Annotated in this window: 23 protein-coding genes; 15 read left to right on the forward strand and 8 right to left on the reverse strand. The window is 35.3% G+C overall.

The genetic code is table 11. The features are described 5' to 3' along the window. Positions 1–61: 61 nt before the first annotated feature. Complete coding sequence (gene glsA / locus AAG068_RS02535) at positions 62–991, reverse strand: glutaminase A (RefSeq protein WP_342717484.1); 930 nt, start codon at positions 989–991, stop codon at positions 62–64. 69 nt (positions 992–1,060) lie between these two features. Here glsA and AAG068_RS02540 point away from each other — a divergent pair, with 69 nt between their 5' ends. The 12 genes from AAG068_RS02540 to AAG068_RS02595 all read left to right on the forward strand — a co-directional run bounded on the left by AAG068_RS02540 (position 1,061) and on the right by AAG068_RS02595 (position 15,417). Further along, positions 1,061–1,174, forward strand: coding sequence for a transcriptional regulator (locus AAG068_RS02540; protein ID WP_342717487.1), 114 nt, complete (start codon positions 1,061–1,063; stop codon positions 1,172–1,174). 142 nt (positions 1,175–1,316) lie between these two features. Further along, complete coding sequence (nagE, locus tag AAG068_RS02545) at positions 1,317–2,810, forward strand: N-acetylglucosamine-specific PTS transporter subunit IIBC (RefSeq protein ID WP_000938880.1); 1,494 nt, start codon at positions 1,317–1,319, stop codon at positions 2,808–2,810. Between the two features lie 251 nt (positions 2,811–3,061). Further along, the gene (locus tag AAG068_RS02550) at positions 3,062–4,306 is read left to right on the forward strand and encodes a serine hydrolase domain-containing protein (protein WP_342717490.1); all 1,245 of its coding nucleotides are present in this window, start codon (positions 3,062–3,064) and stop codon (positions 4,304–4,306) included. Between the two features lie 236 nt (positions 4,307–4,542). Next, a complete protein-coding gene (locus tag AAG068_RS02555) occupies positions 4,543–4,944 on the forward strand; it encodes a hypothetical protein (protein ID WP_046953685.1) in 402 nt (133 codons plus the stop codon). A gap of 16 nt (positions 4,945–4,960) precedes the next feature. Beyond that, positions 4,961–5,155, forward strand: coding sequence for a hypothetical protein (locus AAG068_RS02560; protein WP_000899469.1), 195 nt, complete (start codon positions 4,961–4,963; stop codon positions 5,153–5,155). Positions 5,156–5,168: 13 nt separating this feature from the next. Then, complete coding sequence (locus AAG068_RS02565) at positions 5,169–6,713, forward strand: glycosyltransferase family 2 protein (protein WP_342719700.1); 1,545 nt, start codon at positions 5,169–5,171, stop codon at positions 6,711–6,713. Next, on the forward strand, positions 6,706–7,947 hold the full coding sequence (locus AAG068_RS02570) for a nucleotide sugar dehydrogenase (RefSeq protein ID WP_046953683.1): 1,242 nt from the start codon (positions 6,706–6,708) through the stop codon (positions 7,945–7,947). Before AAG068_RS02565 ends, AAG068_RS02570 begins: the two co-directional genes overlap by 8 nt. Further along, a complete protein-coding gene (locus tag AAG068_RS02575) occupies positions 7,944–8,909 on the forward strand; it encodes an NAD-dependent epimerase/dehydratase family protein (protein WP_342717504.1) in 966 nt (321 codons plus the stop codon). Before AAG068_RS02570 ends, AAG068_RS02575 begins: the two co-directional genes overlap by 4 nt. Then, positions 8,902–10,449, forward strand: a complete 1,548-nt coding sequence (locus tag AAG068_RS02580; protein ID WP_342719701.1) for a glycosyltransferase family 2 protein — start codon at positions 8,902–8,904, stop codon at positions 10,447–10,449. Before AAG068_RS02575 ends, AAG068_RS02580 begins: the two co-directional genes overlap by 8 nt. Positions 10,450–10,787: 338 nt before the next feature. Continuing rightward, complete coding sequence (gene pflB, locus AAG068_RS02585; protein ID WP_342717506.1) at positions 10,788–13,037, forward strand: formate C-acetyltransferase; 2,250 nt, start codon at positions 10,788–10,790, stop codon at positions 13,035–13,037. Between the two features lie 69 nt (positions 13,038–13,106). Beyond that, on the forward strand, positions 13,107–13,838 hold the full coding sequence (pflA, locus tag AAG068_RS02590; RefSeq protein WP_342717508.1) for a pyruvate formate-lyase-activating protein: 732 nt from the start codon (positions 13,107–13,109) through the stop codon (positions 13,836–13,838). Between the two features lie 412 nt (positions 13,839–14,250). After that, positions 14,251–15,417, forward strand: coding sequence for a diglucosyl diacylglycerol synthase (locus tag AAG068_RS02595; protein WP_098668609.1), 1,167 nt, complete (start codon positions 14,251–14,253; stop codon positions 15,415–15,417). A 363-nt stretch (positions 15,418–15,780) separates the two neighbouring features. Here the strand turns inward: AAG068_RS02595 and AAG068_RS02600 are convergent, their stop codons facing one another. The 4 genes from AAG068_RS02600 to AAG068_RS02615 form a co-directional block, all read right to left on the reverse strand. Continuing rightward, entirely contained in the window at positions 15,781–15,900 is a 120-nt protein-coding gene (locus AAG068_RS02600; RefSeq protein WP_000358488.1) for a YfhE family protein, read from the reverse strand. Positions 15,901–16,010: 110 nt separating this feature from the next. After that, positions 16,011–16,568: a GNAT family N-acetyltransferase gene (locus tag AAG068_RS02605; RefSeq protein WP_000914736.1), complete on the reverse strand. Its 558-nt coding sequence runs from the start codon at positions 16,566–16,568 to the stop codon at positions 16,011–16,013. A gap of 241 nt (positions 16,569–16,809) precedes the next feature. Further along, complete coding sequence (locus AAG068_RS02610) at positions 16,810–17,940, reverse strand: amidohydrolase (protein ID WP_342717534.1); 1,131 nt, start codon at positions 17,938–17,940, stop codon at positions 16,810–16,812. A gap of 139 nt (positions 17,941–18,079) precedes the next feature. Further along, a complete protein-coding gene (locus AAG068_RS02615; protein ID WP_342717536.1) occupies positions 18,080–18,985 on the reverse strand; it encodes a TIGR01777 family oxidoreductase in 906 nt (301 codons plus the stop codon). A gap of 81 nt (positions 18,986–19,066) precedes the next feature. Between AAG068_RS02615 and recX the strand changes: the two genes are divergently transcribed. Together recX and AAG068_RS02625 are read left to right on the forward strand one after the other, a co-directional pair. Then, entirely contained in the window at positions 19,067–19,879 is an 813-nt protein-coding gene (gene recX / locus AAG068_RS02620; protein ID WP_098668613.1) for a recombination regulator RecX, read from the forward strand. A 10-nt stretch (positions 19,880–19,889) separates the two neighbouring features. Then, positions 19,890–20,207, forward strand: coding sequence for a YfhH family protein (locus AAG068_RS02625; protein WP_001057032.1), 318 nt, complete (start codon positions 19,890–19,892; stop codon positions 20,205–20,207). Positions 20,208–20,277: 70 nt separating this feature from the next. Here AAG068_RS02625 and AAG068_RS02630 read toward each other — a convergent pair whose 3' ends face one another. Together AAG068_RS02630 and AAG068_RS02635 are read right to left on the reverse strand one after the other, a co-directional pair. Further along, a complete protein-coding gene (locus tag AAG068_RS02630; protein WP_000122093.1) occupies positions 20,278–20,430 on the reverse strand; it encodes a YpzG family protein in 153 nt (50 codons plus the stop codon). A gap of 37 nt (positions 20,431–20,467) precedes the next feature. Further along, entirely contained in the window at positions 20,468–20,626 is a 159-nt protein-coding gene (locus AAG068_RS02635) for a small, acid-soluble spore protein K (protein ID WP_000517891.1), read from the reverse strand. 121 nt (positions 20,627–20,747) lie between these two features. Here AAG068_RS02635 and AAG068_RS02640 point away from each other — a divergent pair, with 121 nt between their 5' ends. Beyond that, positions 20,748–21,014, forward strand: a complete 267-nt coding sequence (locus AAG068_RS02640) for a YfhJ family protein (RefSeq protein ID WP_060629438.1) — start codon at positions 20,748–20,750, stop codon at positions 21,012–21,014. Positions 21,015–21,038: 24 nt separating this feature from the next. Here AAG068_RS02640 and AAG068_RS02645 read toward each other — a convergent pair whose 3' ends face one another. Beyond that, positions 21,039–22,019, reverse strand: a complete 981-nt coding sequence (locus AAG068_RS02645) for a metal-dependent hydrolase (protein WP_000379129.1) — start codon at positions 22,017–22,019, stop codon at positions 21,039–21,041. Positions 22,020–22,111: the final 92 nt, after the last annotated feature.

Raw genomic sequence — 22,111 nt, forward strand, 5'->3', positions numbered from 1 at the left:
GATAAAGTTAAGGTTTTTGTGGAATAAAAAAATCCTGCTAGTATAGCAGGATAACTCTCAATTAAAAAATGCTCCAACCTTCTTGAGCAGAAAGAAGTTCAAGAATTTTAAAACCAGCGATACTATTTCCGTTTGCATCTAAAGCTGGTCCGAAAATACCGATTCCCATTTCTCCTTTTACGCAGCCGAAAATACCACCAGCTACACCACTTTTTGCTGGGATACCAACGCGAATTGCAAATTCGCCAGACTCGTTATACATGCCGCATGTGACCATAAATGTTTTACAGATTTTTGTAATGTGTTTAGGGATAATTTGTTTTTTCTTATATGGATCATAGCCATCCATCGCAAAAATTAAGCCGATACGTGCTAAATCGATACAGTTTACTTCAACTGCACATTGACGAGTGTATAAATCCATAAGTTCTTCGATGTCACAATCGATAATGCCGTTTTGTTTCATATAGTAGCAAAGTGAACGGTTTAAGTAAGCTGTCTCTAATTCTGAATTGGCAACTTTAGAAGAATAATTAATAGTAGGATTATCTGTTATTTCACGTACGAAATGAAGGATGCGCTCCATTTTTTCTTCATTATCTTTTCCTGCTAACATGCTTGTAATAGCTAGTGCCCCTGCATTAATCATTGGATTAAGTGGTTTAGAAGGACTTGTCGTTTCTAACTTAATAATAGAGTTAAATGGATCACCAGTTGGTTCCATTCCAACTTTAGAAAATACATATTCTTCACCACGATCTAAAAGGGCAAGTGCAAGTGTAATTACTTTTGAAATACTTTGAAGAGTAAATAGTGTTTGTGAGTTGCCAGCATGGATGTATTCTGTTTCTTTATGGAAAATGGCAATCCCTAAATCATCTGGATTCGCATTTCCTAGTTCGGGGATATAAGTAGCAAGCTTTCCTTTTTTTGTATATGGTTTTACTTGTTCTAACAACTGTTGTAAGTTGTTTGTTTTAATGCACTGCATAGTACCAACGCTCCTATTTCGAATTAACTAAGTTTACTTTTCCCGATATACTCGGAAATAAATAATAACATGAAAAAGTGGAATGATAAAACGAAAGTTACATGTTCTATAGCAGGTATTCCGTTTCGAGTATTTTGTAGTCAAAAAGGAGAATTTTCCTTTTATATAACAGTTTGGAAATAGGAGATTTATCCATAAAAAATTCGAAAATAAAAACTACACATCTATACAACTATATGTTATTATGGTTATGTAAATAGAAAGCGTTTTCTAAGGCGTACTTATAATGATAACGATTTCATAAATTTGATAGGGGGGAATTAAAATGTTGCAGTTTCTACAACGTATTGGTAAAGCGTTAATGCTTCCAATCGCCGTACTACCAGCAGCAGGATTATTGCTTCGCTTAGGACAAGAAGACGTATTTAACATTCCTGTTATGGCACAGGCCGGTGCAGCAATTTTTGATAATTTAGCACTTATTTTTGCAATTGGTGTTGCAATCGGTTTGTCTGTTGACGGTAGTGGAGCAGCTGGACTTGCCGGAGCAATCGGATATCTTGTTTTACAAAATACAACGAATGCTCTAAGTAAGACATATTCAGCAGCAGAGTTAAATGATAAATTAAAAAGTGTTCAAGATTTAGTCGGCTCAGTAGACCCAACTAAATTAGCAGATACAATGACAAAGGTTTCAAAAGCAGCGGCGTTAACGCCGAAAATTAATATGGCCATACTCGGTGGTATTATTGCAGGGGTTGTTGCAGGATTACTATACAACAAATTCCATAAGATTAAACTACCAGAATGGTTAGGATTCTTTGCAGGAAAACGCTTTGTACCAATCATTACTTCAATCGTAATGCTTCTTTTAGGATTAGTATTCGGTCAAATTTGGCCAACAATTCAAAGTGGTATTGATGCAGTAGCACATGGTATCGTGAACTTAGGTTCAATTGGTGCTGGGTTATTCGGATTATTAAACCGTTTATTAATTCCAATCGGTTTACACCACGTAATGAACACATACTTCTGGTTCGTACTTGGTGACTTTACAAATGCAGCTGGCGATATCGTTCATGGTGATATTGCACGCTTCTTTGCAAAAGATCCATCAGCAGGTATGTTCATGACTGGTTTCTTCCCAATTATGATGTTCGGTTTACCAGCAGCATGTTTCGCAATGATTGCGGCTGCTAAACCAGAAAAACGTAAAATGGTTACAGGTATGTTAGGTGGTTTAGCATTAACTTCATTCTTAACTGGTATTACAGAGCCAATTGAATTCTCATTCATGTTCTTATCACCAGTATTATATGGTATTCATGCTGTATTAACAGGTCTGTCTCTATTCATTACAACAACACTTGGCATTCACGATGGTTTCTCATTTAGTGCCGGAGCAATCGATTACTTCTTAAACTTCGGTATTGCAACAAAACCATTGTTACTAGCAGGAATCGGTTTAATTTACGCAGCAATTTACTTTGTAGTATTCTACTTCTTAATTAAGAAGTTCGACCTAAAAACTCCTGGTCGTGAAGATGAAGAGGAAGTAGCTGAAGGCGAAGAAGCTCCAGTTGCAGGTTCAATTGGTGAAACTTACGTAGCAGCTTTAGGTGGAAAAGAAAACTTAACAGTTATTGATAACTGTGCAACACGTCTACGCTTACAAGTGAAAGATGCTGGTCAAGTAAACGAAGCAGCATTAAAACGTGCTGGTGCGAAAGGTGTTATGAAATTAAGTAACACGAGTGTTCAAGTTATCGTAGGTACAAATGTTGAATCTGTTGCCGATGATATGAAAAAACACGTATAAATAATTAGATAAGAGGATATCCAAAAAGATTGATAATATCAGTTTTTAGGGGATATCCTCTTTTTTATGTTAAAAATTTAACAGCAATCTTACCTTTGTAAATTTTCTTTTTCTTTTTTATGCATATAGGTTGGTAATATGTGCAGTGCGTGATAAAGTAGGGATGACATAGAATGGATTATCCATAATCTTCTAAAATAAATCTTTAGTAGAGGAAGTAAATTATTGGTGAATAAGGGGAAAAAGCAATCATGGATCAGGAAAAAAATAATGCGAATGGGAAATCAAGTCGGCCGATTGTATACATAAAAAGAACAATCATTCTCGTCCTACTATTTTCACTTGTATATTTCATGTATACAAAAATTGTTGCGCATAATAAGAAAGAAGAAACTTTAAAAGCAGCGGCAGAAATGAAAAAACAAGAAGAGCTGAAAAAGAAAGAAGAAGAAAGAAAGAAGCAAGAAGCACAAAAACAAAAAGAGCAGGAAGAACAAGTGAAGCAAGCACAAGCTGTGGAAAAGCCCGCTGAGGGACCACCTCAAGAAATTAATGAAAATGCTCAATTAGATCAATATTTACAAAACGCAGGATTTAGCGGGACAGCTGTTATTGTGAAGAACGGAAAAGTTCTTTTGAATAAAGGGTACGGTATGGCGAACAAAGAGAAACAAGTACCGAATAATTCAGAGACAACTTTTTATATTGGTTCTATTTCAAAGGCATTTGTAGCGACTGCTATTATGCAATTAAAGGATCAAAATAAATTAAATGTAGAGGATACGGTTGCAAAGTATATTCCAGATTTCCCTCAAGGTAATGGGATTCAGTTAAAGCATTTACTAACACATACATCAGGAATTCCAGAGTATGAGCAGGGAACAGAGGATATTTCGCATGAAGAACTGATAAAACGAATAGGAAACCAAAAGCGTGTTGGGGGTCCAGGGGAGAAATGGAAGTATTCGGATTCGAACTACTCTATACTTGCTTACATTGCCGAGAAAGTAAGTGGCCAACCGTTAGAAGAATATATTAAGCAGCATATTTTTGCACCTGCTGGTATGAAACATTCTGGTTTTGGTAGAGAGTTAGAACAAACAAGATTCCCATCAACGGGTTATAAAATAGTAAATAACAATATGACAACACCTAATATTCCAAGTATGTCACAACTATATGGTTGTGGTGATATATATACAAGCGCACATGATTTATATTTATTTAATGAAGCACTCTTCTCTGGAAAGTTAATTTCAAAAGAGAGTTATGATCAAATGTTTACAGGCGGAAAAAAAGATTATGGATTTGGTTGGTATGTAGACCCGGGAAGTTATTCGAATCACGGTGTCATGCCAGGATGGAATTGTTTAAATGGATTTAGTAAAAACGGAAGTGTTTATGTCGTTTTATTATCTAACATTCAAAATAACATTAAATCGTTTGGTAAAGTGAATAACGACATTTATACGATGTTGCGAAATATTGAAGTGTAAGAGACTATCTTTTTAGGTAGTCCTTTTTTATTGAGGAAGTGTATCTGCCATTATTACAATTAAAAATTAAAATACATAAAAAGATAGATGGAATTCCATCTATCTTTTTGTTTGATTAGAAAACATTGTTTCCTTGAAAAATGTATGTCTTACCTATCACAAAAAAAGCCTGATTTGTATACATTAAGATGTATGGATGTATTTTTATAACTTTAAAATAATAGGAGGAGAAATATATGTGTCTGTTCGGTAAGTATTGGAAAAAGTTATCGAGATTGTTTAATAGGCAATTAGATTATTTTTTAGATAATAAGTTATTACCTGCTGTGGAAAGACTTTTATTTTCACAAAACTTTGCGAGATTTATTCAAAGAAACTCTAAGCAAGCTACTGAAGAGGTTATTGAATCAAGTAGATTTCAATCTATTATTTGTAACATTTTAAAAGAATGTAATACATCACCTTTTAAAGAAATTGCAGAGCAGTATTTGGGGAAAAACGTAGAAATTACTGTGACAGTCGGACAGTTAACGGGTGTGATTGTAGCAGTTGGTGATGATTTCTTAACATTGCAAGAAGGAATAGGAACAGAAGTTTTATTACCATTTACAAGTATTATATCAATTAAAGAAGCGTAAGAAAGGAGAGTTATATATGTTATTTACTGATGAATTACGTAACCATGTTGGTGAACTAGTGCAAGTTGTGACAGCTGTAGAAATCATTGCAGGCGTTCTTTTATCTGTGACGGATGGGGCAGTAATTGTTCGTACTTCTCCTTCTTATGGACCACCAGAAGATGTAGTTGTACGTATTCCTATTATTGCTTATGTTCGCTTGGAAGGGTAACAGTGATACAAGTATGAGAGTGTCAGTTGTGATTCCAGTGCATAATGAAGCAAGTACTTTATCAAAAGTTTTAGTAGAAGTAAGGAAGTTGGAACCATATGAAATTATCATAGTAGATAATGGATCGACAGATGGTACGAAAGAAATAGCGTTACAGCATAATTGCCGTGTGATTTATTATAGATATTCTCTTGGTAATGATGTGGGACGGGCAATTGGTGCTAGAGAAGCGAAAGGTGAAATTGTTTTATTTTTAGATGGCGATATCGTCATGAAAAGTGAAGAATTATACAATTTTATTAAAGGAATAGAGCAAGGACATGAGATTGTTTTAAATAATTTAACATGGTCCGTTTATTTGAAGATGAGACCGCATTATACGACGGTTGGAAAATATATGTTAAACCGTTATTTGAACAAAAAAGAGTTTGTTGTAGGATCTTTAATTGCGATACCACATGCGATAAGTCGTGAAGTGATTGAAAAACTAGGGTGGTGGAATTTAGCGGATCCAGCACTATTTCAAGCGATGGCGATGTCTAGAGGAGTAGATATTTCTGATATGGCTTCAGTTGATGTCATTTACACAAATAAAGTTCGTCCTGTCCATACGGGCACATCACCTGGCTCTCCTTATCCGAAAGCTACTAGTCGTATTATGGGTGATCATTTGCGCGCTTTACAATACGTAATCGAAACATACGGTAATCGCGGTGGTTTTTCAGAGGGCAATAAAGATAGGGAGTTTGTAGGAAAGTATAAACCAGTTTTATTACAAAAGAAAAAAGCGAAATATAGTGCCATTATCCCGGTATCAGAAGAGAAAACAACTATAAGGTCTGTTATACAAGAAGTGAAAAAAGCAGGTGTAGATGAAATTATAGTTGTTGTGAATGGAGCTGCTGTAAAGACCATTAAACAAGTAAAGCTAGAGAATGTTATTGTTGTTGAGTTGGAGGAAGCGCTTGGGCATAATGTAGCACGGGCGATAGGGGCCATGTATGCTACGGCAGATATTTGCTTATTTGTTGATAGTGATTTTGTTATTCCAGCAACAAACTTAATTCTATTTTTGCGCGCTATTGAAGATGGAAGTGATGTAGCATTAAATGATTTACAGTGTTTATTAGATATGTTTCATCCAGCAGATCCAATTAGCATGGGAAAATATTTTGTGAATTTGATAGCGAAGCGACCAGATTTATGGAATAACTCATTAACAGCAGTACCACACGCTATGCATAAAAAAGTAATAGAGAAAATTGGTTATGATTCTCTTGTGATTCCTCCATTAGCTCAGATAAAAGCTATTTTAGAAGGATTCTCTGTTACAGCAGTAGAGTTAGTAGATGTTATAAAAACAAATCAAGTACGTCCAGAGCAACACGAATTTGTAAATGGGCGTATTTCAGCATTTGATCGTATTTTCGGTGATCAAATTGAGGCGATTGCTTATTTATTACAATGTACGGACGAACGCGGTGGTTTTACGGATGGAGATAGAGATAGGGATATCATTCAACAATTGAGAAGGGAAGAAGAGAATACAAATGAATAGTAGTAAAGTAGCTATTATTGGGTTAGGATATGTTGGCCTTCCTTTAGCAGTCCATTTTGCAGAGAGAGGGCATACAGTACTTGGGTTAGATAAAGATATTAGAAAAATAGAATCAATTATAAAAGGAGAAAGTTATATTCCGGATGTTTCTTCTAAAGAGTTACAAAGTTTATTGGTGAAAAAAAAATTAATAGTGAACACACCGGATCAAGGCATTGCTGATTTTCAAAATAGTGATTATGTTATTGTTACTGTCCCGACTCCAATTAATGAACAAAGAGAACCAGACTTAAGTGCCCTCATTTCAGCCTCACATTATATACAACAAAACCTTCAAAAAGGACAAACCTTCATCTTTGAAAGCTCCACATATCCAGGTACACTCGAGGAAGTTATCATTCCTATTATTTCTCAAACAGGGAAAAAGGTAGGAGAAGATTTCTATATCGGATATTCCCCTGAGAGAATTGATCCGGCTAATAGTCACTATTCTGTTCAAACGATTCCAAAAGTTATTAGTGGACAAACAGAAAAGTGTAAACAAAAAGTTCAGGAGTTGTATAGCACTACATTTGATGTAGTTGTTCCAGTTAGTTCTCCGAAAGTAGCGGAAATGTGTAAGTTATTTGAAAATATTCAGCGCCTAGTCAATATTTCCTTAGTAAATGAGTTAAACACACTATGTGAAAGTTTAGGAATTGATTTTTATGAGGCGCTTGAAGCCGCATCTACAAAACCGTTTGGATTTACCCCATATTGGCCAGGACCAGGAATAGGAGGACATTGTATTCCAGTAGATCCTTTATATTTCCAATGGAGAATAAAAAGGAATGGGGAAATTAGTCAATTAATTGAGGCTGCACATGTGATTAATGAAGAAATGCCAGAGAAAATAGTCCGGAAAGTAAAAGGTATGGTGCAATCACCTGCATCAGTTTTAATTGTAGGAATTGCGTATAAGAAAGATGTAAATGATTTGAGAGAATCACCGGCTTTACCAATTATTGAATTGTTACTAAAAGAAGGATATGAAATCGAATATCACGATCCATATATTTCTTCTGCAAAGTTTGAAGATAAGGTGTACCAATCTGTTTCTTTGGATGAACAAGTCGTTAAACAAGCGGGTTGTATTTTAATTTTAACTGATCACTCTAATATCGATTGGAAGCTTTTTAAAGGAATGAAGCGAGTAATAGATACACGTGGAATTATAAAGAAGGTGAGTGTATGAGTAAGAAATGTTTAATTACAGGTGGAGCAGGATTTATTGGTTCACATTTAGCTGAAGAGCTGGTGAAAAGAGGGTATGGAGTTACGATCGTTGATAACTTCTATAAAGGGAAAAGTAAATATCATGATGAGTTAATGAAAGAAATTCGAGTTATTCCAATAAGTGTTTTAGATAAAAATTCTATTTATGAATTAGTAAACCAACATGATGTAGTGTTTCATTTAGCAGCAATTTTAGGCGTGAAAACGACAATGGAAAAGAGTATAGAGCTTATTGAAACAAATTTTGATGGAACGAGAAACATTTTACAAGCAGCGCTAAAAGAAAAGAAGAAAGTGGTCTTTGCTTCTACTTCAGAAGTATATGGTAAGGCAAAGCCACCCTTCTCTGAAGAGGGAGATCGATTATACGGGGCAACTTCTAAAATACGCTGGAGTTATGCAGTGTGTAAAACATTAGAAGAAACATTATGTTTAGGATACGCATTAGAAGGTTTACCGGTAACGATTGTTCGTTATTTTAATATTTATGGTCCAAGAGCGAAAGATGGTCCGTATGCAGGGGTAATCCCGCGATTTATTAGTGCGGCTTTGCAAGGAGAAGACATTCTCGTATATGGAGATGGAGAGCAGACACGTTGTTTTACGTATGTAAGTGATGCGGTAGAGGCAACGATTCGAGCGATGGATGAAAAGGTAAATGGTGAAATTATTAACATAGGTTCTGAGAATGAAAAGAGTATAAAAGAAGTAGCAGAAGTAATTAAAAAACTAACGAAATCTTCTTCGGAAATTGTCCAAGTTCCTTTCGAAGAGGTATACCCACATGGCTTTGAAGAAATTCCAAATAGAAGACCGGATGTTGCGAAATTAAGAGAACTTGTTCAGTTTCAAGCAGAAGTAACGTGGGAAGAAGGATTGAAAGAAACTATTAAGTGGTTCCGTGAAGAAAATAATGGCTAAGTCACTATCGGTCATTATACCTGTATGTAATGAAGCTGAAACGATTTCAGATGTTATCCAATCGGCAAAAGGATTAAATCCATTAGAGATTATTGTAGTAGCAAATGGTTGTACTGATGGTACAGAAACAGTTGCTGAGCAGTTAGGATGTAAAGTACTGCAATATACAGAGCAGCTTGGAAATGATGTTGGACGTGCAGCTGGTGCAAAACAAGCTATAGGTGATGTATTACTATTTATAGATGGCGATTTTGCTATTCAAACTTCAAAATTACAATTATTCCTGAATCCGATTTTACATGGTCAGGCCGACATCGTTTTAAATAACTTGGATGCACTATTTTTAAAAAGGCAAAAACCCAATTCTATTACAGTATGGCGCCAAATATTAAATGCAATGTTAGAGCGTGAAGAATTAAAAATTGATTCCTTATTAGATGCACCTCATGCATTGACGAAAGAAGTCGTTCAAAGTATTGGATATGAAAGCTTTGTTAATCCTATTGTCGCTCATTTACGCCTAGTTCAAAGTGAATGGAGAATTAGTCGGCATTGTGCAATTGACGTTATTACGCCAAATAAATTTCGGCCGACCGAGCATGCTGCATATGGGATGGGTCTCTCGCAATCTGAAAAACGGATGATAGGTGATCATATAGAAGCTGTAGCGGAGCGAATAGTAGGTAGCGATGAGCGCGGAGGATATTATGATGGAAATAGGAAAAGAGATAGTGTCTATCATACTTTAGATTTCGAAGATTTTTATCAAGGATGGGGCATTACATCTAAATTGTATAAAGGAAAGCAATTATCAGTCATTATTCCTGTACAAGATGAAGAGAAAACAATTGGAAATGTTATAGATGACCTTCGAAAAATTGAACCTTTTGAAATTATCGTTGTAGTAAATGGCTCGTCTGATCAAACCGCAACGATTGCAAAAGAAAAGGGAGCAACAACAATTGTATATAAAGAAGCACTTGGAAACGATGTAGGACGTTCACTTGGAACTTACTTTGCAAAAGGGGAAATTGTGTTGTTTATAGACGGTGACTTTGTTATCCCGTCTAGGGAACTATATCCTTTCGCAAAAGCTATTGCAGATGGAATGGATGTCGCATTAAATGATCTAAATCATTATTTAGATTTAAGAGTACCGCTTCATCTTGTAACTGCGTTTAAATATGCGTTAAATTTAGCTTGTGATAGAAAAGATCTAGGGGTAGGTTCTCTTATTGCTGTACCGAATGCGTTTAGCCGTAAATGCTTGAAAGAAATCGGTTATAGATCTTTACTATCACCTTGTGTAGCTCAAGTGAAAGCGATTCTGTTAGGCTTCGAAATTGCATGTGTAAGTCGTGTAGAGGTCGATCAGATGAACCGTATTCGTCCCAGTGAACATTTTGCAAAAATAGGTCATCCCCCAGCTGTTTTGCGAATTATAGGTGATCATATAGAAGGATTAGAGCAATTAATTGTATTAGAAGGTAATCGTGGCGGATTCTATGATGGGAATAGAAAAAGAGATGTTTTAGAGTAGTAACAAAAAAGTGTACAACATATGTACACTTTTTTGTTCTGTTATAAAAACTATAACAGATTAGGAGATAAGAGTATTACAGCTCTACAATGGGTATTGTTTTTATATTACAAAATAGGACTCGTATATAAGGATACCAAAAAAATACAATCAAGGAAAGGGTTAATTATAAAGACTTTTAAGTGAAGTTAACACTATACATATAGTAGTTTGCTCAATATTTCACAAACATGTCACAACTGTTTCGTTCACTTTCGCAAAAAAGTAGTATTCTAAGTGTGTAAGCTGTTATATAAAAAATCTTAGTCCTGTACTAATCAAAAATGGAGGAGATTAGGATGACTCAAGTATTAGAAAATGTTAAAAACGCATGGGAAAACTTTAAAGGTGAAAAATGGAAAGCAGAGATTGATGTTCGCGATTTCATTTTAAATAATGTAAACGTTTACGAAGGAGATGAATCTTTCTTAGCGGGAGCAACTGAAGCAACGAAACAACTTTGGGATCAAGTAATGGATTTAACAACGAAAGAACGTGAAAACGGTGGCGTTCTTGATATGGATACAAAAATCGTTTCTTCTATTACATCACATGAACCAGGATATTTAAATAAAGATATTGAAAAAGTAGTCGGTTTCCAAACTGATAAACCATTTAAACGTTCTTTACAACCATATGGTGGTATTCGTATGGCGGAACAAGCTTGTGAATCTTATGGATACGAAATGGATAAAGAACTTAGTCGTATTTTTAGAGATTGGAGAAAAACTCATAACCAAGGTGTGTTCGATGCTTATACACCAGAAATGAGAGCTGCTCGTAAATCAGGTGTTATTACTGGCCTTCCAGATGCATACGGACGTGGACGTATTATCGGTGACTACCGTCGTGTAGCATTATATGGGGTAGATCATTTAATTGAAGCGAAAAAAGCTGATTTAAATTTAACTGGCGGTGTAATGAGCGAAGAGACAATGCGTTTACGCGAAGAGTTATCTGAGCAAATGCGTGCACTTCAAGAGTTAAAACAAATGGCTGCTTCCCATGGTTTTGATATTTCTAAGCCAGCAACAAACACGCAAGAAGCATTCCAATGGTTATACTTCGCATATCTTGCAGCAATTAAAGAGCAAAACGGAGCTGCAATGAGTCTTGGACGTACTTCTACATTCTTAGATATTTATATTGAAAGAGATTTAGCAAATGGTACTTTAACAGAAGAAGAAGTACAAGAAATTGTGGATCACTTCATTATGAAATTACGTCTTGTGAAATTTGCAAGAACACCTGATTATAATGAATTATTCTCTGGTGACCCAACTTGGGTAACTGAGTCTATCGGTGGTATGGCATTAGATGGTCGTCCATTAGTAACAAAGAACTCATTCCGTTTCTTGCATACATTAGATAATTTAGGACCAGCTCCAGAACCAAACTTAACAGTTCTTTGGTCTAAACAATTACCACAAAACTTTAAAAACTACTGTGCGAAAATGTCTATTAAAACATCAGCAATTCAATATGAAAATGATGACATTATGCGTGCTGACTACGGCGATGACTACGGAATTGCTTGCTGTGTATCTGCAATGAGAATTGGTAAACAAATGCAATTCTTCGGCGCACGTGCAAACTTAGCAAAAGCATTACTATATGCGATTAACGGTGGTAAAGATGAAAAATCTAAAGCACAAGTTGGTCCTGAGTACGCACCGATTACTTCTGAAGTATTAGATTATGAAGAAGTTATGCATAAGTTTGATATGACAATGGAATGGTTAGCAGGCCTGTATTTAAACACATTAAATGTTATTCATTACATGCATGATAAATATAGCTACGAACGTATTGAAATGGCACTTCATGATACAAATGTTCTTCGTACAATGGCAACAGGTATCGCGGGTCTATCTGTAGTAGCAGACTCTTTAAGTGCAATTAAACACGCAAAAGTAAAACCAATTCGCGATGAAAACGGAATCGCAGTTGACTTTGAAATCGAAGGAGATTTCCCTAAATACGGTAACAATGATGATCGTGTAGATGAAATCGCTGTAAATCTTGTGAAAACATTTATGAATAAACTTCGTAAACATAAAACATATAGAAATTCTGTTCATACAATGTCAATCTTAACAATCACATCTAACGTTGTATACGGTAAGAAAACTGGTAACACTCCAGATGGACGCCGTACTGGAGAACCATTTGCACCAGGTGCGAACCCAATGCATGGACGTGATACAAAAGGTGCATTAGCTTCATTATTATCTGTAGCTAAATTACCATATGAAGATGCACAAGATGGTATTTCTAATACATTCTCTATTATTCCAAAAGCACTTGGTAAAGAAGATGAAGTACAAGTACGTAACCTAGTATCAATGCTTGATGGTTATGCAGTAAAAGAGGGACATCACTTAAATATTAACGTATTTAACCGTGAAACATTAATGGATGCAATGGAACATCCTGAAAAATATCCACAATTAACAATTCGCGTATCTGGTTACGCTGTAAACTTTATTAAATTAACTCGTGAACAACAAATTGATGTAATTAACCGTACAATGCATGAAAGCATGTAAGTGAAAAAAGTGTCCCTCTGCATTTTATAAATAGCAGAGGGAGGCTGTTTCAATAAAGGAGGAAGTAATATGGTAAAAGGAAGAATTCATTCTGTAGAGTCTTGTGGTACTGTTGATGGCCCAGGAATTCGTTATGTCATATTTACACAAGGGTGTTTATTACGTTGTCAATATTGTCATAATGCTGATACGTGGGAGATCGGTAAAGGAAAAGAAATAACAGTCGAAGAAGTAATGCAGGATGTGACATGTTACCTTCCTTTTATTGAAGCTTCCGGAGGCGGTATAACAGTTAGTGGTGGGGAACCATTATTACAGCTAGATTTCTTAATTGAATTATTTAAGAAATGTAAGGAAGTTGGAATTCATACAACAATTGATTCTTCAGGTGGTTGTTATTCTGAAGAACCGGAATTCCAAAATAAACTAGATATTTTAATGGAATACACAGATTTAGTTTTATTAGATTTGAAACATATTGATTCAAAGAAACATCGTAAGTTAACAGGAAAACCAAATGAACATATTTTACAATTTGCTCGTTATTTATCGGATAAAAATAAACCGATTTGGGTACGACACGTATTAGTTCCTGGTATTACTGATAATGAAGAGGATCTAAAAAAACTATCTAGTTTTATTCAAAGCCTGTCTAATGTTCAGAAAGTTGAAGTGTTACCATACCATAAGCTTGGTGTATATAAATGGGAAGCGCTTGGGCATAAGTATCCACTAGCGAATGTAGAACCACCTACTGAAAAAAATGTAGAAGAAGCAAGACATATTTTACAAGCAGTCTAATCCAAATATTGGATTAGGCTTTTTGCTTTCTGTACAATAAAATCTAGAGTATATATAAAGAAAAGAGTATACTGAAAATAGAATATCCATATTTTTGTAAGGAATAAGTGGAGAAATTTACATAATTGTAAAGGGAAATCAAAATAGTAAAAAGAATTAAGAAGTAAAAGAGTGAGTATCATGAAATAGAGAACATTTGTAAGTTATTGCGAAAGCTCTTATAGGAAAGTATAATGTAAAGATATGAGCACAGATAGGATTAAGGGGTCAATCTTATATGCTTTGCATATCCACGACAGGTACATAGCTGAAAGAGAAATATTAGAGTCTGTTTATGTAATTTTTAAGGAAAATGTTTTTCCTATTGTCGTATATGCAATATGGAGAAACAATAAGCTAGGAGTGGATTTGTTTGATAAAAAACCCCAAGGTTTTAATATTAACTGCACATTACGGTAACGGTCATGTGCAAGTAGCGAAAACATTAGAACAAACATTTCGCCAAAAAGGAATTAAAGATGTAATTGTATGCGATTTGTTCGGAGAATCACATCCAGTTATAACTGATATTACAAAATATTTATATTTAAAAAGTTATACAATAGGAAAAGAATTATACCGCTTGTTTTATTATGGTGTAGAGAAAATTTATGATAAAAAAATAGCATCTTGGTATGCGAATTTTGGAAGAAAACGTTTGAAATTACTTTTACAAGCAGAGAAACCGGATATTGTTATTAATACCTTTCCGATTATAGCTGTACCAGAATTGAAAAAGCAAACAGGTATTTCAATTCCTGTGTATAATGTATTAACAGATTTTTGTGTGCACAAAATATGGATTCATCGGGAAGTAGATCGTTATTTTGTAGCAACTGATCACGTGAAAAAAGTTATGGTTGATATTGGTGTGCCTGCGGAGCAAATTGTTGAAACTGGAATTCCGATTCGTAATAGTTTTGAGTTAAAGATCAATCCAGACATTATATATAATAAATATCAGTTATGTAAGAATAAAAAGATTTTACTAATTGTAGCAGGTGCTCATGGGGTATTAGGGAGTGTAAAAGAACTATGCCAATCATTTATGTCAGTGCCTGATTTACAAGTAGTTGTTGTTTGTGGGAAAAATGAAGCATTAAAACAGGATTTATTAGGATTACAGGAAAACAATCCTGATGCATTAAAAGTATTCGGTTATGTTGAAAATATTGATGAATTATTCCGTGTTACTTCTTGTATGATTACGAAGCCAGGCGGTATCACGCTAAGTGAAGCGGCAGCATTGCAAGTACCTGTCATTTTATATAAACCTGTTCCAGGACAAGAAAATGAAAATGCGATGTACTTTGAAAGAAAAGGAGCGGCAGTTGTCATTCGTGATGATAGTGAGGTTTTTGCAAAGACAGAGGCGTTATTACAAGATGATATGAAGCTTCTTCAAATGAAAGAAGCGATGAAAAGCATTTATCGTCCGGAGCCAGCTGGCCATATTGTGGATACAATTTTGGCAGAAAATCATGTAAAGCCGAATCATATACCTATTAAATCACCTGCTCTTGCACAATCATTTACTTAATATGAAACCCTCTTTGGAATATTTAAAGAGGGTTTTTTATTGTTTTCTGAGAGAAAGACTTATCCACATGGAGATTGCGCTTTCATTAAACAGTAAAGTCGGAATATTAACAACTATATCCACATTGTCCACAATTTTTAGAAAAATATCCACAATTCTAACATTTGCTATGCGTTACAACATACAAACTTGTGAAGGGTTTGTATAATTTATTCACAATTCTATCAATTATGTGGATAACGTTATCCACATAAAAAAGGTTCCTTATTTATAAGGAACCTTTTTTCTACTCTATCACGTAGAAAAAATATGTAATGAGAATGAATAATTAGGGGGGAGAACTTCTAATTATTCATTCTCACTTTAAATACTTTTCGAGCGATAACCCGCTGCGCGATCTGCTTTACGAAACTCTCGTTGGTAGAGAACTTCTTGTGTACTAGATAATGCATTTTTTACTTTGTCACGTTTCTTTTTATCCATTACAAATCACCTCGTGTCCTAAAGTCACTATCTATCGTTTCCAAAGACATCGGGTGATATACGTATATGTCAAAATGTTAATGGTTAATTATCTTTTCTAAAAATTTAGATTATGCTTCTTTTAAGTGATGAGCATCTTGGAACGTTGTATCTCGCATTGTAGCAAGTGTATATTGATCTTTTGGAATTTCATATAAGTTATATACTTCTTCATTCGCGTTAATTTCATCATAAACGGCTTTTCTTGTTTCGTTTGCTAGATTTACGTATTGTAATTTTTCTGCAGCTTTAATAGAACGAATATTTATTTTGCGAATACGCATAAAGATCGTTTCAATATCTAATTCATAGAAAAGTTCACTAAAAAATGAATCTTTTGCCAATTTATTATAGCCTTTTCCATGATATGGTTTGCCAAGCCATGTTCCAAGGAATCCGGCTTTTTCTTGCACATCAAATAAAGTAATTGTTCCGATAGGGTTACCCCATTCATCTAAAATTGTGCGTGAAATTAATTCCCCACGCTCTTCAGCTTCAATCGTTTGTTTCGTTAAAAATAAATATTCCTCATAAGAATAAGCCTTTTGACGCACAAAAGGGAAGACAGCTGGATCCACCATTAACTCGTATAGAACGTGGCTGTCGTGTAAGTCGCGTTTTTTTAACATACTAACTCCTCCTCACACGAGGGTAGCATGACGAAAAAACACCCCACCCTCGAAATTTTTATATCAATCTTTAAAAAATTTCGGGGTGGGAATCGAACCCACTAGAACCAGTTTCTAACGCTGGTGGCGCACCATTTGCCTTCCCCATTCATCAATTTGAAAATGATAATCACGACACAAATTGATTATGGTTTCATTCAGTTTATAATCGTATAATACTTTATCTAGTCAAAAAAATAAACTAGTTTTTTTTATTTTTTTTGTAAATTATTTTTCCATCAATCATGGTTAGTACAGGCTTGGCTAAATAATGGAAAGGATGATGGGTCCATAACACGAGATCAGCGTCTTTTCCAACCTCAATGCTTCCAATTCTATCCTCTAAACGTAAATTTCGTGCTGGAAAAATAGTGATTCCTTCTAGTGCAGTTTTTTCGTCTAATCCTTCCCTTACTGCGACAGCAGCACAAACATTTAAATATTGAATGGGTGTATAAGGGTGATCTGTTGTGATGGAAACTTCCACTCCATTTTTGGATAATATATGGTAAGTATCCCATGTTTTGTTTTTGAGTTCTATTTTAGAACGTCGTGTAAGCGTTGGGCCAACTGAAACCTTCAAATTGTGTTTCGAAAGTTCTTCAACAATAAAGTGTCCTTCTGTACAATGTTCAATACGTAAATCGAGATTAAATTCTGTTGCAAAGCGTAGAGCAGAACTAATATCATCTGCTCGGTGAGCGTGGATACGTACGGGTATTTCGCGACGTAATGCTTTTAAGATAGGAAGCATTCGAAAATCAGCTTCATGCCCGTAGTGCTGTGCTTCATAGAATGATTCTCGAAGTAATCCCATAATTCCCATACGTGTTATGGATTCTTTTGTTCCATTACTATGGACCTTTTTGGGATTTTCTCCAAAGGCAATCTTTAAGCCTGCAGGTTCTTGAATAATCATATGATCAATACAAGTTCCAGCTGTTTTTATTACACAAGTCGTACCACCGATAATGTTTTGACTTCCTGGCATAACGTGAACAGTTGTGATGCCATTTTGTACAGCATCTTGAAATGCAATATCAAAAGGGTGAATTCCGTCTAAAGAACGGATATGTGGTGTTGAAACTTCAGATGTTTCATTTGCATCATTGCCAGCCCAACCAGTGCCTTCATCATAGAGACCAAGATGAGTATGGACATCAATAAATCCGGGTAAAAGATGAAGAGCACGCGCGTCTATAACTGTCATATCTTGAGTAGGTTGAATGGTAGGCTTGACCTCGGCAATTCGTTCTCCTATAACGAGTACATCCCCTTGAAATTTTTGGGATGTAATAGGATAGACAATGGCTTGTTTGAGCAATATTTTCATAGGTACCTCATTTCTGTTACTTTATAATGTTAATGGAATTTAGGGGAAAGTAACTGAAAGATTATTTGTGTAATAATGCTCCGGATTCTAGAAAATAAAAGTTTTGAAAGGGCCCCTGTAAAACTGTGTTTTAGAAGTACTACATTGTATGCGAAAGTATATTTTGTAATGCATGGTCTATTGCCGGAAATGTGTATTGATACCCATGCTCAATTGCTTTACTAGGTAATACATGTTGTCCTTCTAGTACAAGTATGCTCATTTCACCAAGTAAAGCGTGAAGCATAAAGGAAGGGACAGGTAACCAATGAGGTTTTTTCATTATAGCTGCAATGGTTTCTCCAAATTCCTTCATTCTTATAGGTAAGGGAGCTGTGAGATTAAGAGGTCCATCAATTTCTTCTTTTTGTATGATGAAATCAATCAGGCGAACGACATCATCTATATGAATCCATGATAACCATTGGTTTCCAAATCCAATTGTACCTCCGATATAGAATTGATAGGGGAGTAGCATTTTTGGAAGAGCTCCTCCATCTGCACTTAATACGACTCCAAATCTTGCGTATACTGTTCGCATTCCGAGAGAACGAGCTTTAGATGCTTCTTGTTCCCATGAATATACTGTATTTGCTAAAAAGTCATCTCCAGGAGTCTCATGCTGTTCTGTAAAAGACTCGGTTTCAGACGTTCCATAGTATCCAATAGCGCTTGCGTTAATAAATGTGTGCGGTTTTATGTTGAGTGTCTGCAATTGTTTAATGAGTCCTTTTGTCGTTTGAATTCTACTGTTGAAAATGGCTTTCTTTTGTTTCTTTGTCCATCTACTATTAATAGATTCTCCAGCTAGATTAATAACTACATCGATAGAAGAGAGGGGGAAGGTTTGTAAATTTGGTGTCCATTGAACATACTGAAGGTTAGGGTCGGAAGTTTCAGTAGTTTTGTTTCGAGTGAGAATGTAAACCGTATGTCCTTTTTGAATGAAAAAAGTAGAAAGGTATTTACCGATAAAGCCGGTACCACCAGAAATTACGATTTTCACAAGTATTTCCTCCTCATTATATATATTCTTGAAAAGCAAAAACGTTCCTTGACTATGTTAAAATAATAGAGAGGTGAGAGTATGGCTGTCATTACAAAAATAGAAGTACAAAAACGATCGAAAGAACGGTTTAATATTTATATTGATAAAGGTCAAGGTGAAGAGTACGGGTTTAGTGTGAATGAAGTAATCTTAATAAAACACGGATTACAAAAGGGCTTAGAAATTGATGAAATAGCGTTAGGAAATATTTTGTACAATGAAGAGGTACAAAAAGCATATTTACAAGCAATCTCCTATTTATCCTATCAAATGAGAACGAAACAAGAAATAGAAGATTTTTTACGAAAAAAAGAAGTGGGACAGGCCATCATCTCTGAAGTCGTTTCGAAGTTATTACATGACCGATATATTAATGATAAAGAGTATGCTATTTTATATACGAGAACGCAAAGCAATGTGAATCGAAAAGGTCCCACTGTTATTAAAAGAGAGTTGTTAAATAAAGGTGTTCAGGATCTAATTATTACGCATAGTTTACAAGAATATCCGAAGGAAAAGCAAATTGAGAATGCTTTAATCCTTATAGAAAAGAAGAAAAAATCTTATCAAAAGCATTCCTTTTTACAAATGAAGCTAAAGTTAGACGAAATGCTTGTTCGTAAAGGATATTCTAGAGATGTGATTCAAATTTGTTTGGAAGAATTGAAAGACGAAAAAGATGACGAAAAGCAACAAGAAGCGTTACACTATCATGGGAATAAATATTATGAGAAATATAAGAAGTATGATGGATGGACATTCGAAAATAAGATGAAACAAGCGTTATATCGAAAAGGATTCTCTATCGATGAAATAGAGGTATTTTTGCAAATGAAACGCGAAGAGGGATGAGGAGAATAAGATGAATATGCCAAAGCGCTACAGTGAAATGACACCATATGAGCTAAGGGAAGAAATTGGGCTTTTGAAAGAGCAAGCGATAAAAGCTGAGCAACTTGGAATTGTAAATGAGTTCGATGTATTAATGCGAAAGATAGCAATGGCCCGCGCTTATATGACTGACATAAACAAATTCCATATCGGTGAGACGTATGAATTAGTAGAAGAACCTGGTATATTATTTGAAATTACGTATTTCAATGGGGTATTTGCTTGGGGACATAAGCAAAATGATAATGAAGAGATTGGAATACCGATTTCTTTATTACAAGAAAAATAAAAACAAAAACCAGAGAGCGATTATCTCTCTGGTTTTCATCTTTGGTAGGCGTTACAGGAGATAGGAGATTCTAAAATTGGCGTTTTTTACATTCATTCGCCAATATAATGAGAGACTGGGTTTGTTGCGTCTGTCCGTTAACTTGCGCTTTTGCATGTTTCGGACGAGTCCACGTATGGTTAAATAATTCAGAACGACTATCTAAGCGATCACGGTAGCTCATCTTTATCACCTCGTGTAGGAAGTTGATTTACTTTGTACTATTCTTCCTGCTGATTTGCAGCACGCATACGTTCTTGTGGGTGCGTGTTAATTGTGCCGTTAGGTCGTTTCGAAGCGAAGCGTGATTTCGCTTTCGGTTGACCGTCGATTTTGCTGTTGTTTTTTGACTCAGACCAAAATTCGGCTTGTTTACCCATTGCGAACGCCCTCCTCATCATCAGTTGATACCTCTTGAAGAAGTATCAATTATAGAATGTGCAAAATAGAAGAAACTATCCTTTAGAAATGAAGGGATAATTAGGTAAAGGAGATTAGAATATGAATGATATTTATGAAGCGTTAACGAAAGAACTATTAGACAAAAATGACAAGCTTTCTTACGCACAAGCACGTGCGTGGGTTGAATTGCTATGGGAAGATTTTCAAACAACTTATGCGAAATCGGGACGTTATCAAGGTGATGAGATGACTGAACAAGTGGTAAGAACATGGATTAATAATCATGGAGCGCGTCTTCATGAAATGCGTACAAATAATCCGAAATATAGTCATTTAATCAATCAAGAAGATCATTTGAAACATTAAAAAAAGCGACTTAAGTCGCTTTTTTTAATGTGGAAGTAACTCCAGTTTTTTTCGAAGTTTTTCTTCACTAAAAATCCATCCTGTATAGGAACTAATAATATTTAAATTATGATCGAGTTGAACGATCGCAACGAATGGATAATAATCTTTACTACGATAGCGCAAATCAATGAATCGAACCTCGTAATAATGATCATAATCGAAAATGTCCCAGCGATACACAGGGGAGAAAGATAAAAATGCTGAGATGTTTTCATCTTGTTTAGCAGCGCGCATAATAGTATTGTCTGGGAACGGTACCCGGTCGAATTTATCATATACCATGATGTTACCGCGATGCCATCTAGCAACGTAGTAATAATTGGTTGTAACGATTGCTAAATGATAATGATAAAATCGATAAGAAGGAGAAATAATTATCTTCTCAACATTTTTGAAACGTTTTTGTACAACGCTTCTTATATTTCTATGCATCATAATCCGTCCGATATAGTAAACGATCATCAATATATACGCTGCTAAGGCAGTATATCCTTTATGGGAACCTACGAGCATACAAGCAATTGCGAGTATATGGATGAAGAAAATGACGGTATCGAATGTATTAATGATACCGAGCGCTACCCATTTTTTTGTGAAGGGCCGTAATGCCTGTGTACCGTAGGCATTGAAAATATCTACAAAGACATGAAGAAAGACGGCAATAAATGACCAAAGTAGTAGATGCAAATATGGAGCGTCTGAAAAGAAGGCGAAAGAGATGCCACTTATAAGAAATGACCAAAGAATCACTGCAGGAATGGAATGAGTAATCCCGCGATGATTTCTTATATATTTAGCGTTATTACGCAATTTTAAAACTGTATCGATATCAGGAATATTGGAACCAGCAATTGTAGCGAGCATAACTGCTTGTGGTCCAATATCACTTTGTGCTATGGCTGGATCTAACGTGGCCAAACTGCCTAGAGTAACGCCCATAACAAGGTGAGTGGCTGTGTCCATAGAAATCCACCTCCGTTTTTTATTAATGTAACTCTTTTTATTCGATACCTCAAGTCCTTTGCCTTCTATTTCCTATGTCATCTTACTTAAAT

The organism is Bacillus paramycoides, from assembly GCF_038971285.1.
Classification (GTDB): Bacteria; Bacillota; Bacilli; order Bacillales; family Bacillaceae_G; genus Bacillus_A.

What these genes read in the sequence shown, in the direction of transcription:
- AAG068_RS02555 (WP_046953685.1), top strand. Translation starts at nt 4,543, where the DNA reads ATGTGTCTGTTCGGTAAGTATTGGAAAAAGTTATCGAGATTGTTTAAT.
- AAG068_RS02600 (WP_000358488.1), bottom strand. Translation starts at nt 15,900, where the DNA reads ATGGATAAAAAGAAACGTGACAAAGTAAAAAATGCATTATCTAGTACA.
- AAG068_RS02565 (WP_342719700.1), top strand. Translation starts at nt 5,169, where the DNA reads ATGAGAGTGTCAGTTGTGATTCCAGTGCATAATGAAGCAAGTACTTTA.
- AAG068_RS02540 (WP_342717487.1), top strand. Translation starts at nt 1,061, where the DNA reads ATGAAAAAGTGGAATGATAAAACGAAAGTTACATGTTCTATAGCAGGT.
- AAG068_RS02635 (WP_000517891.1), bottom strand. Translation starts at nt 20,626, where the DNA reads ATGGGTAAACAAGCCGAATTTTGGTCTGAGTCAAAAAACAACAGCAAA.
- recX (WP_098668613.1), top strand. Translation starts at nt 19,067, where the DNA reads ATGGCTGTCATTACAAAAATAGAAGTACAAAAACGATCGAAAGAACGG.
- AAG068_RS02575 (WP_342717504.1), top strand. Translation starts at nt 7,944, where the DNA reads ATGAGTAAGAAATGTTTAATTACAGGTGGAGCAGGATTTATTGGTTCA.
- nagE (WP_000938880.1), top strand. Translation starts at nt 1,317, where the DNA reads ATGTTGCAGTTTCTACAACGTATTGGTAAAGCGTTAATGCTTCCAATC.
- AAG068_RS02610 (WP_342717534.1), bottom strand. Translation starts at nt 17,940, where the DNA reads ATGAAAATATTGCTCAAACAAGCCATTGTCTATCCTATTACATCCCAA.
- AAG068_RS02640 (WP_060629438.1), top strand. Translation starts at nt 20,748, where the DNA reads ATGAATGATATTTATGAAGCGTTAACGAAAGAACTATTAGACAAAAAT.
- AAG068_RS02550 (WP_342717490.1), top strand. Translation starts at nt 3,062, where the DNA reads ATGGATCAGGAAAAAAATAATGCGAATGGGAAATCAAGTCGGCCGATT.
- pflA (WP_342717508.1), top strand. Translation starts at nt 13,107, where the DNA reads ATGGTAAAAGGAAGAATTCATTCTGTAGAGTCTTGTGGTACTGTTGAT.
- AAG068_RS02630 (WP_000122093.1), bottom strand. Translation starts at nt 20,430, where the DNA reads ATGAGCTACCGTGATCGCTTAGATAGTCGTTCTGAATTATTTAACCAT.
- glsA (WP_342717484.1), bottom strand. Translation starts at nt 991, where the DNA reads ATGCAGTGCATTAAAACAAACAACTTACAACAGTTGTTAGAACAAGTA.
- AAG068_RS02570 (WP_046953683.1), top strand. Translation starts at nt 6,706, where the DNA reads ATGAATAGTAGTAAAGTAGCTATTATTGGGTTAGGATATGTTGGCCTT.
- pflB (WP_342717506.1), top strand. Translation starts at nt 10,788, where the DNA reads ATGACTCAAGTATTAGAAAATGTTAAAAACGCATGGGAAAACTTTAAA.
- AAG068_RS02645 (WP_000379129.1), bottom strand. Translation starts at nt 22,019, where the DNA reads ATGGACACAGCCACTCACCTTGTTATGGGCGTTACTCTAGGCAGTTTG.
- AAG068_RS02605 (WP_000914736.1), bottom strand. Translation starts at nt 16,568, where the DNA reads ATGTTAAAAAAACGCGACTTACACGACAGCCACGTTCTATACGAGTTA.
- AAG068_RS02580 (WP_342719701.1), top strand. Translation starts at nt 8,902, where the DNA reads ATGGCTAAGTCACTATCGGTCATTATACCTGTATGTAATGAAGCTGAA.
- AAG068_RS02560 (WP_000899469.1), top strand. Translation starts at nt 4,961, where the DNA reads ATGTTATTTACTGATGAATTACGTAACCATGTTGGTGAACTAGTGCAA.
- AAG068_RS02625 (WP_001057032.1), top strand. Translation starts at nt 19,890, where the DNA reads ATGAATATGCCAAAGCGCTACAGTGAAATGACACCATATGAGCTAAGG.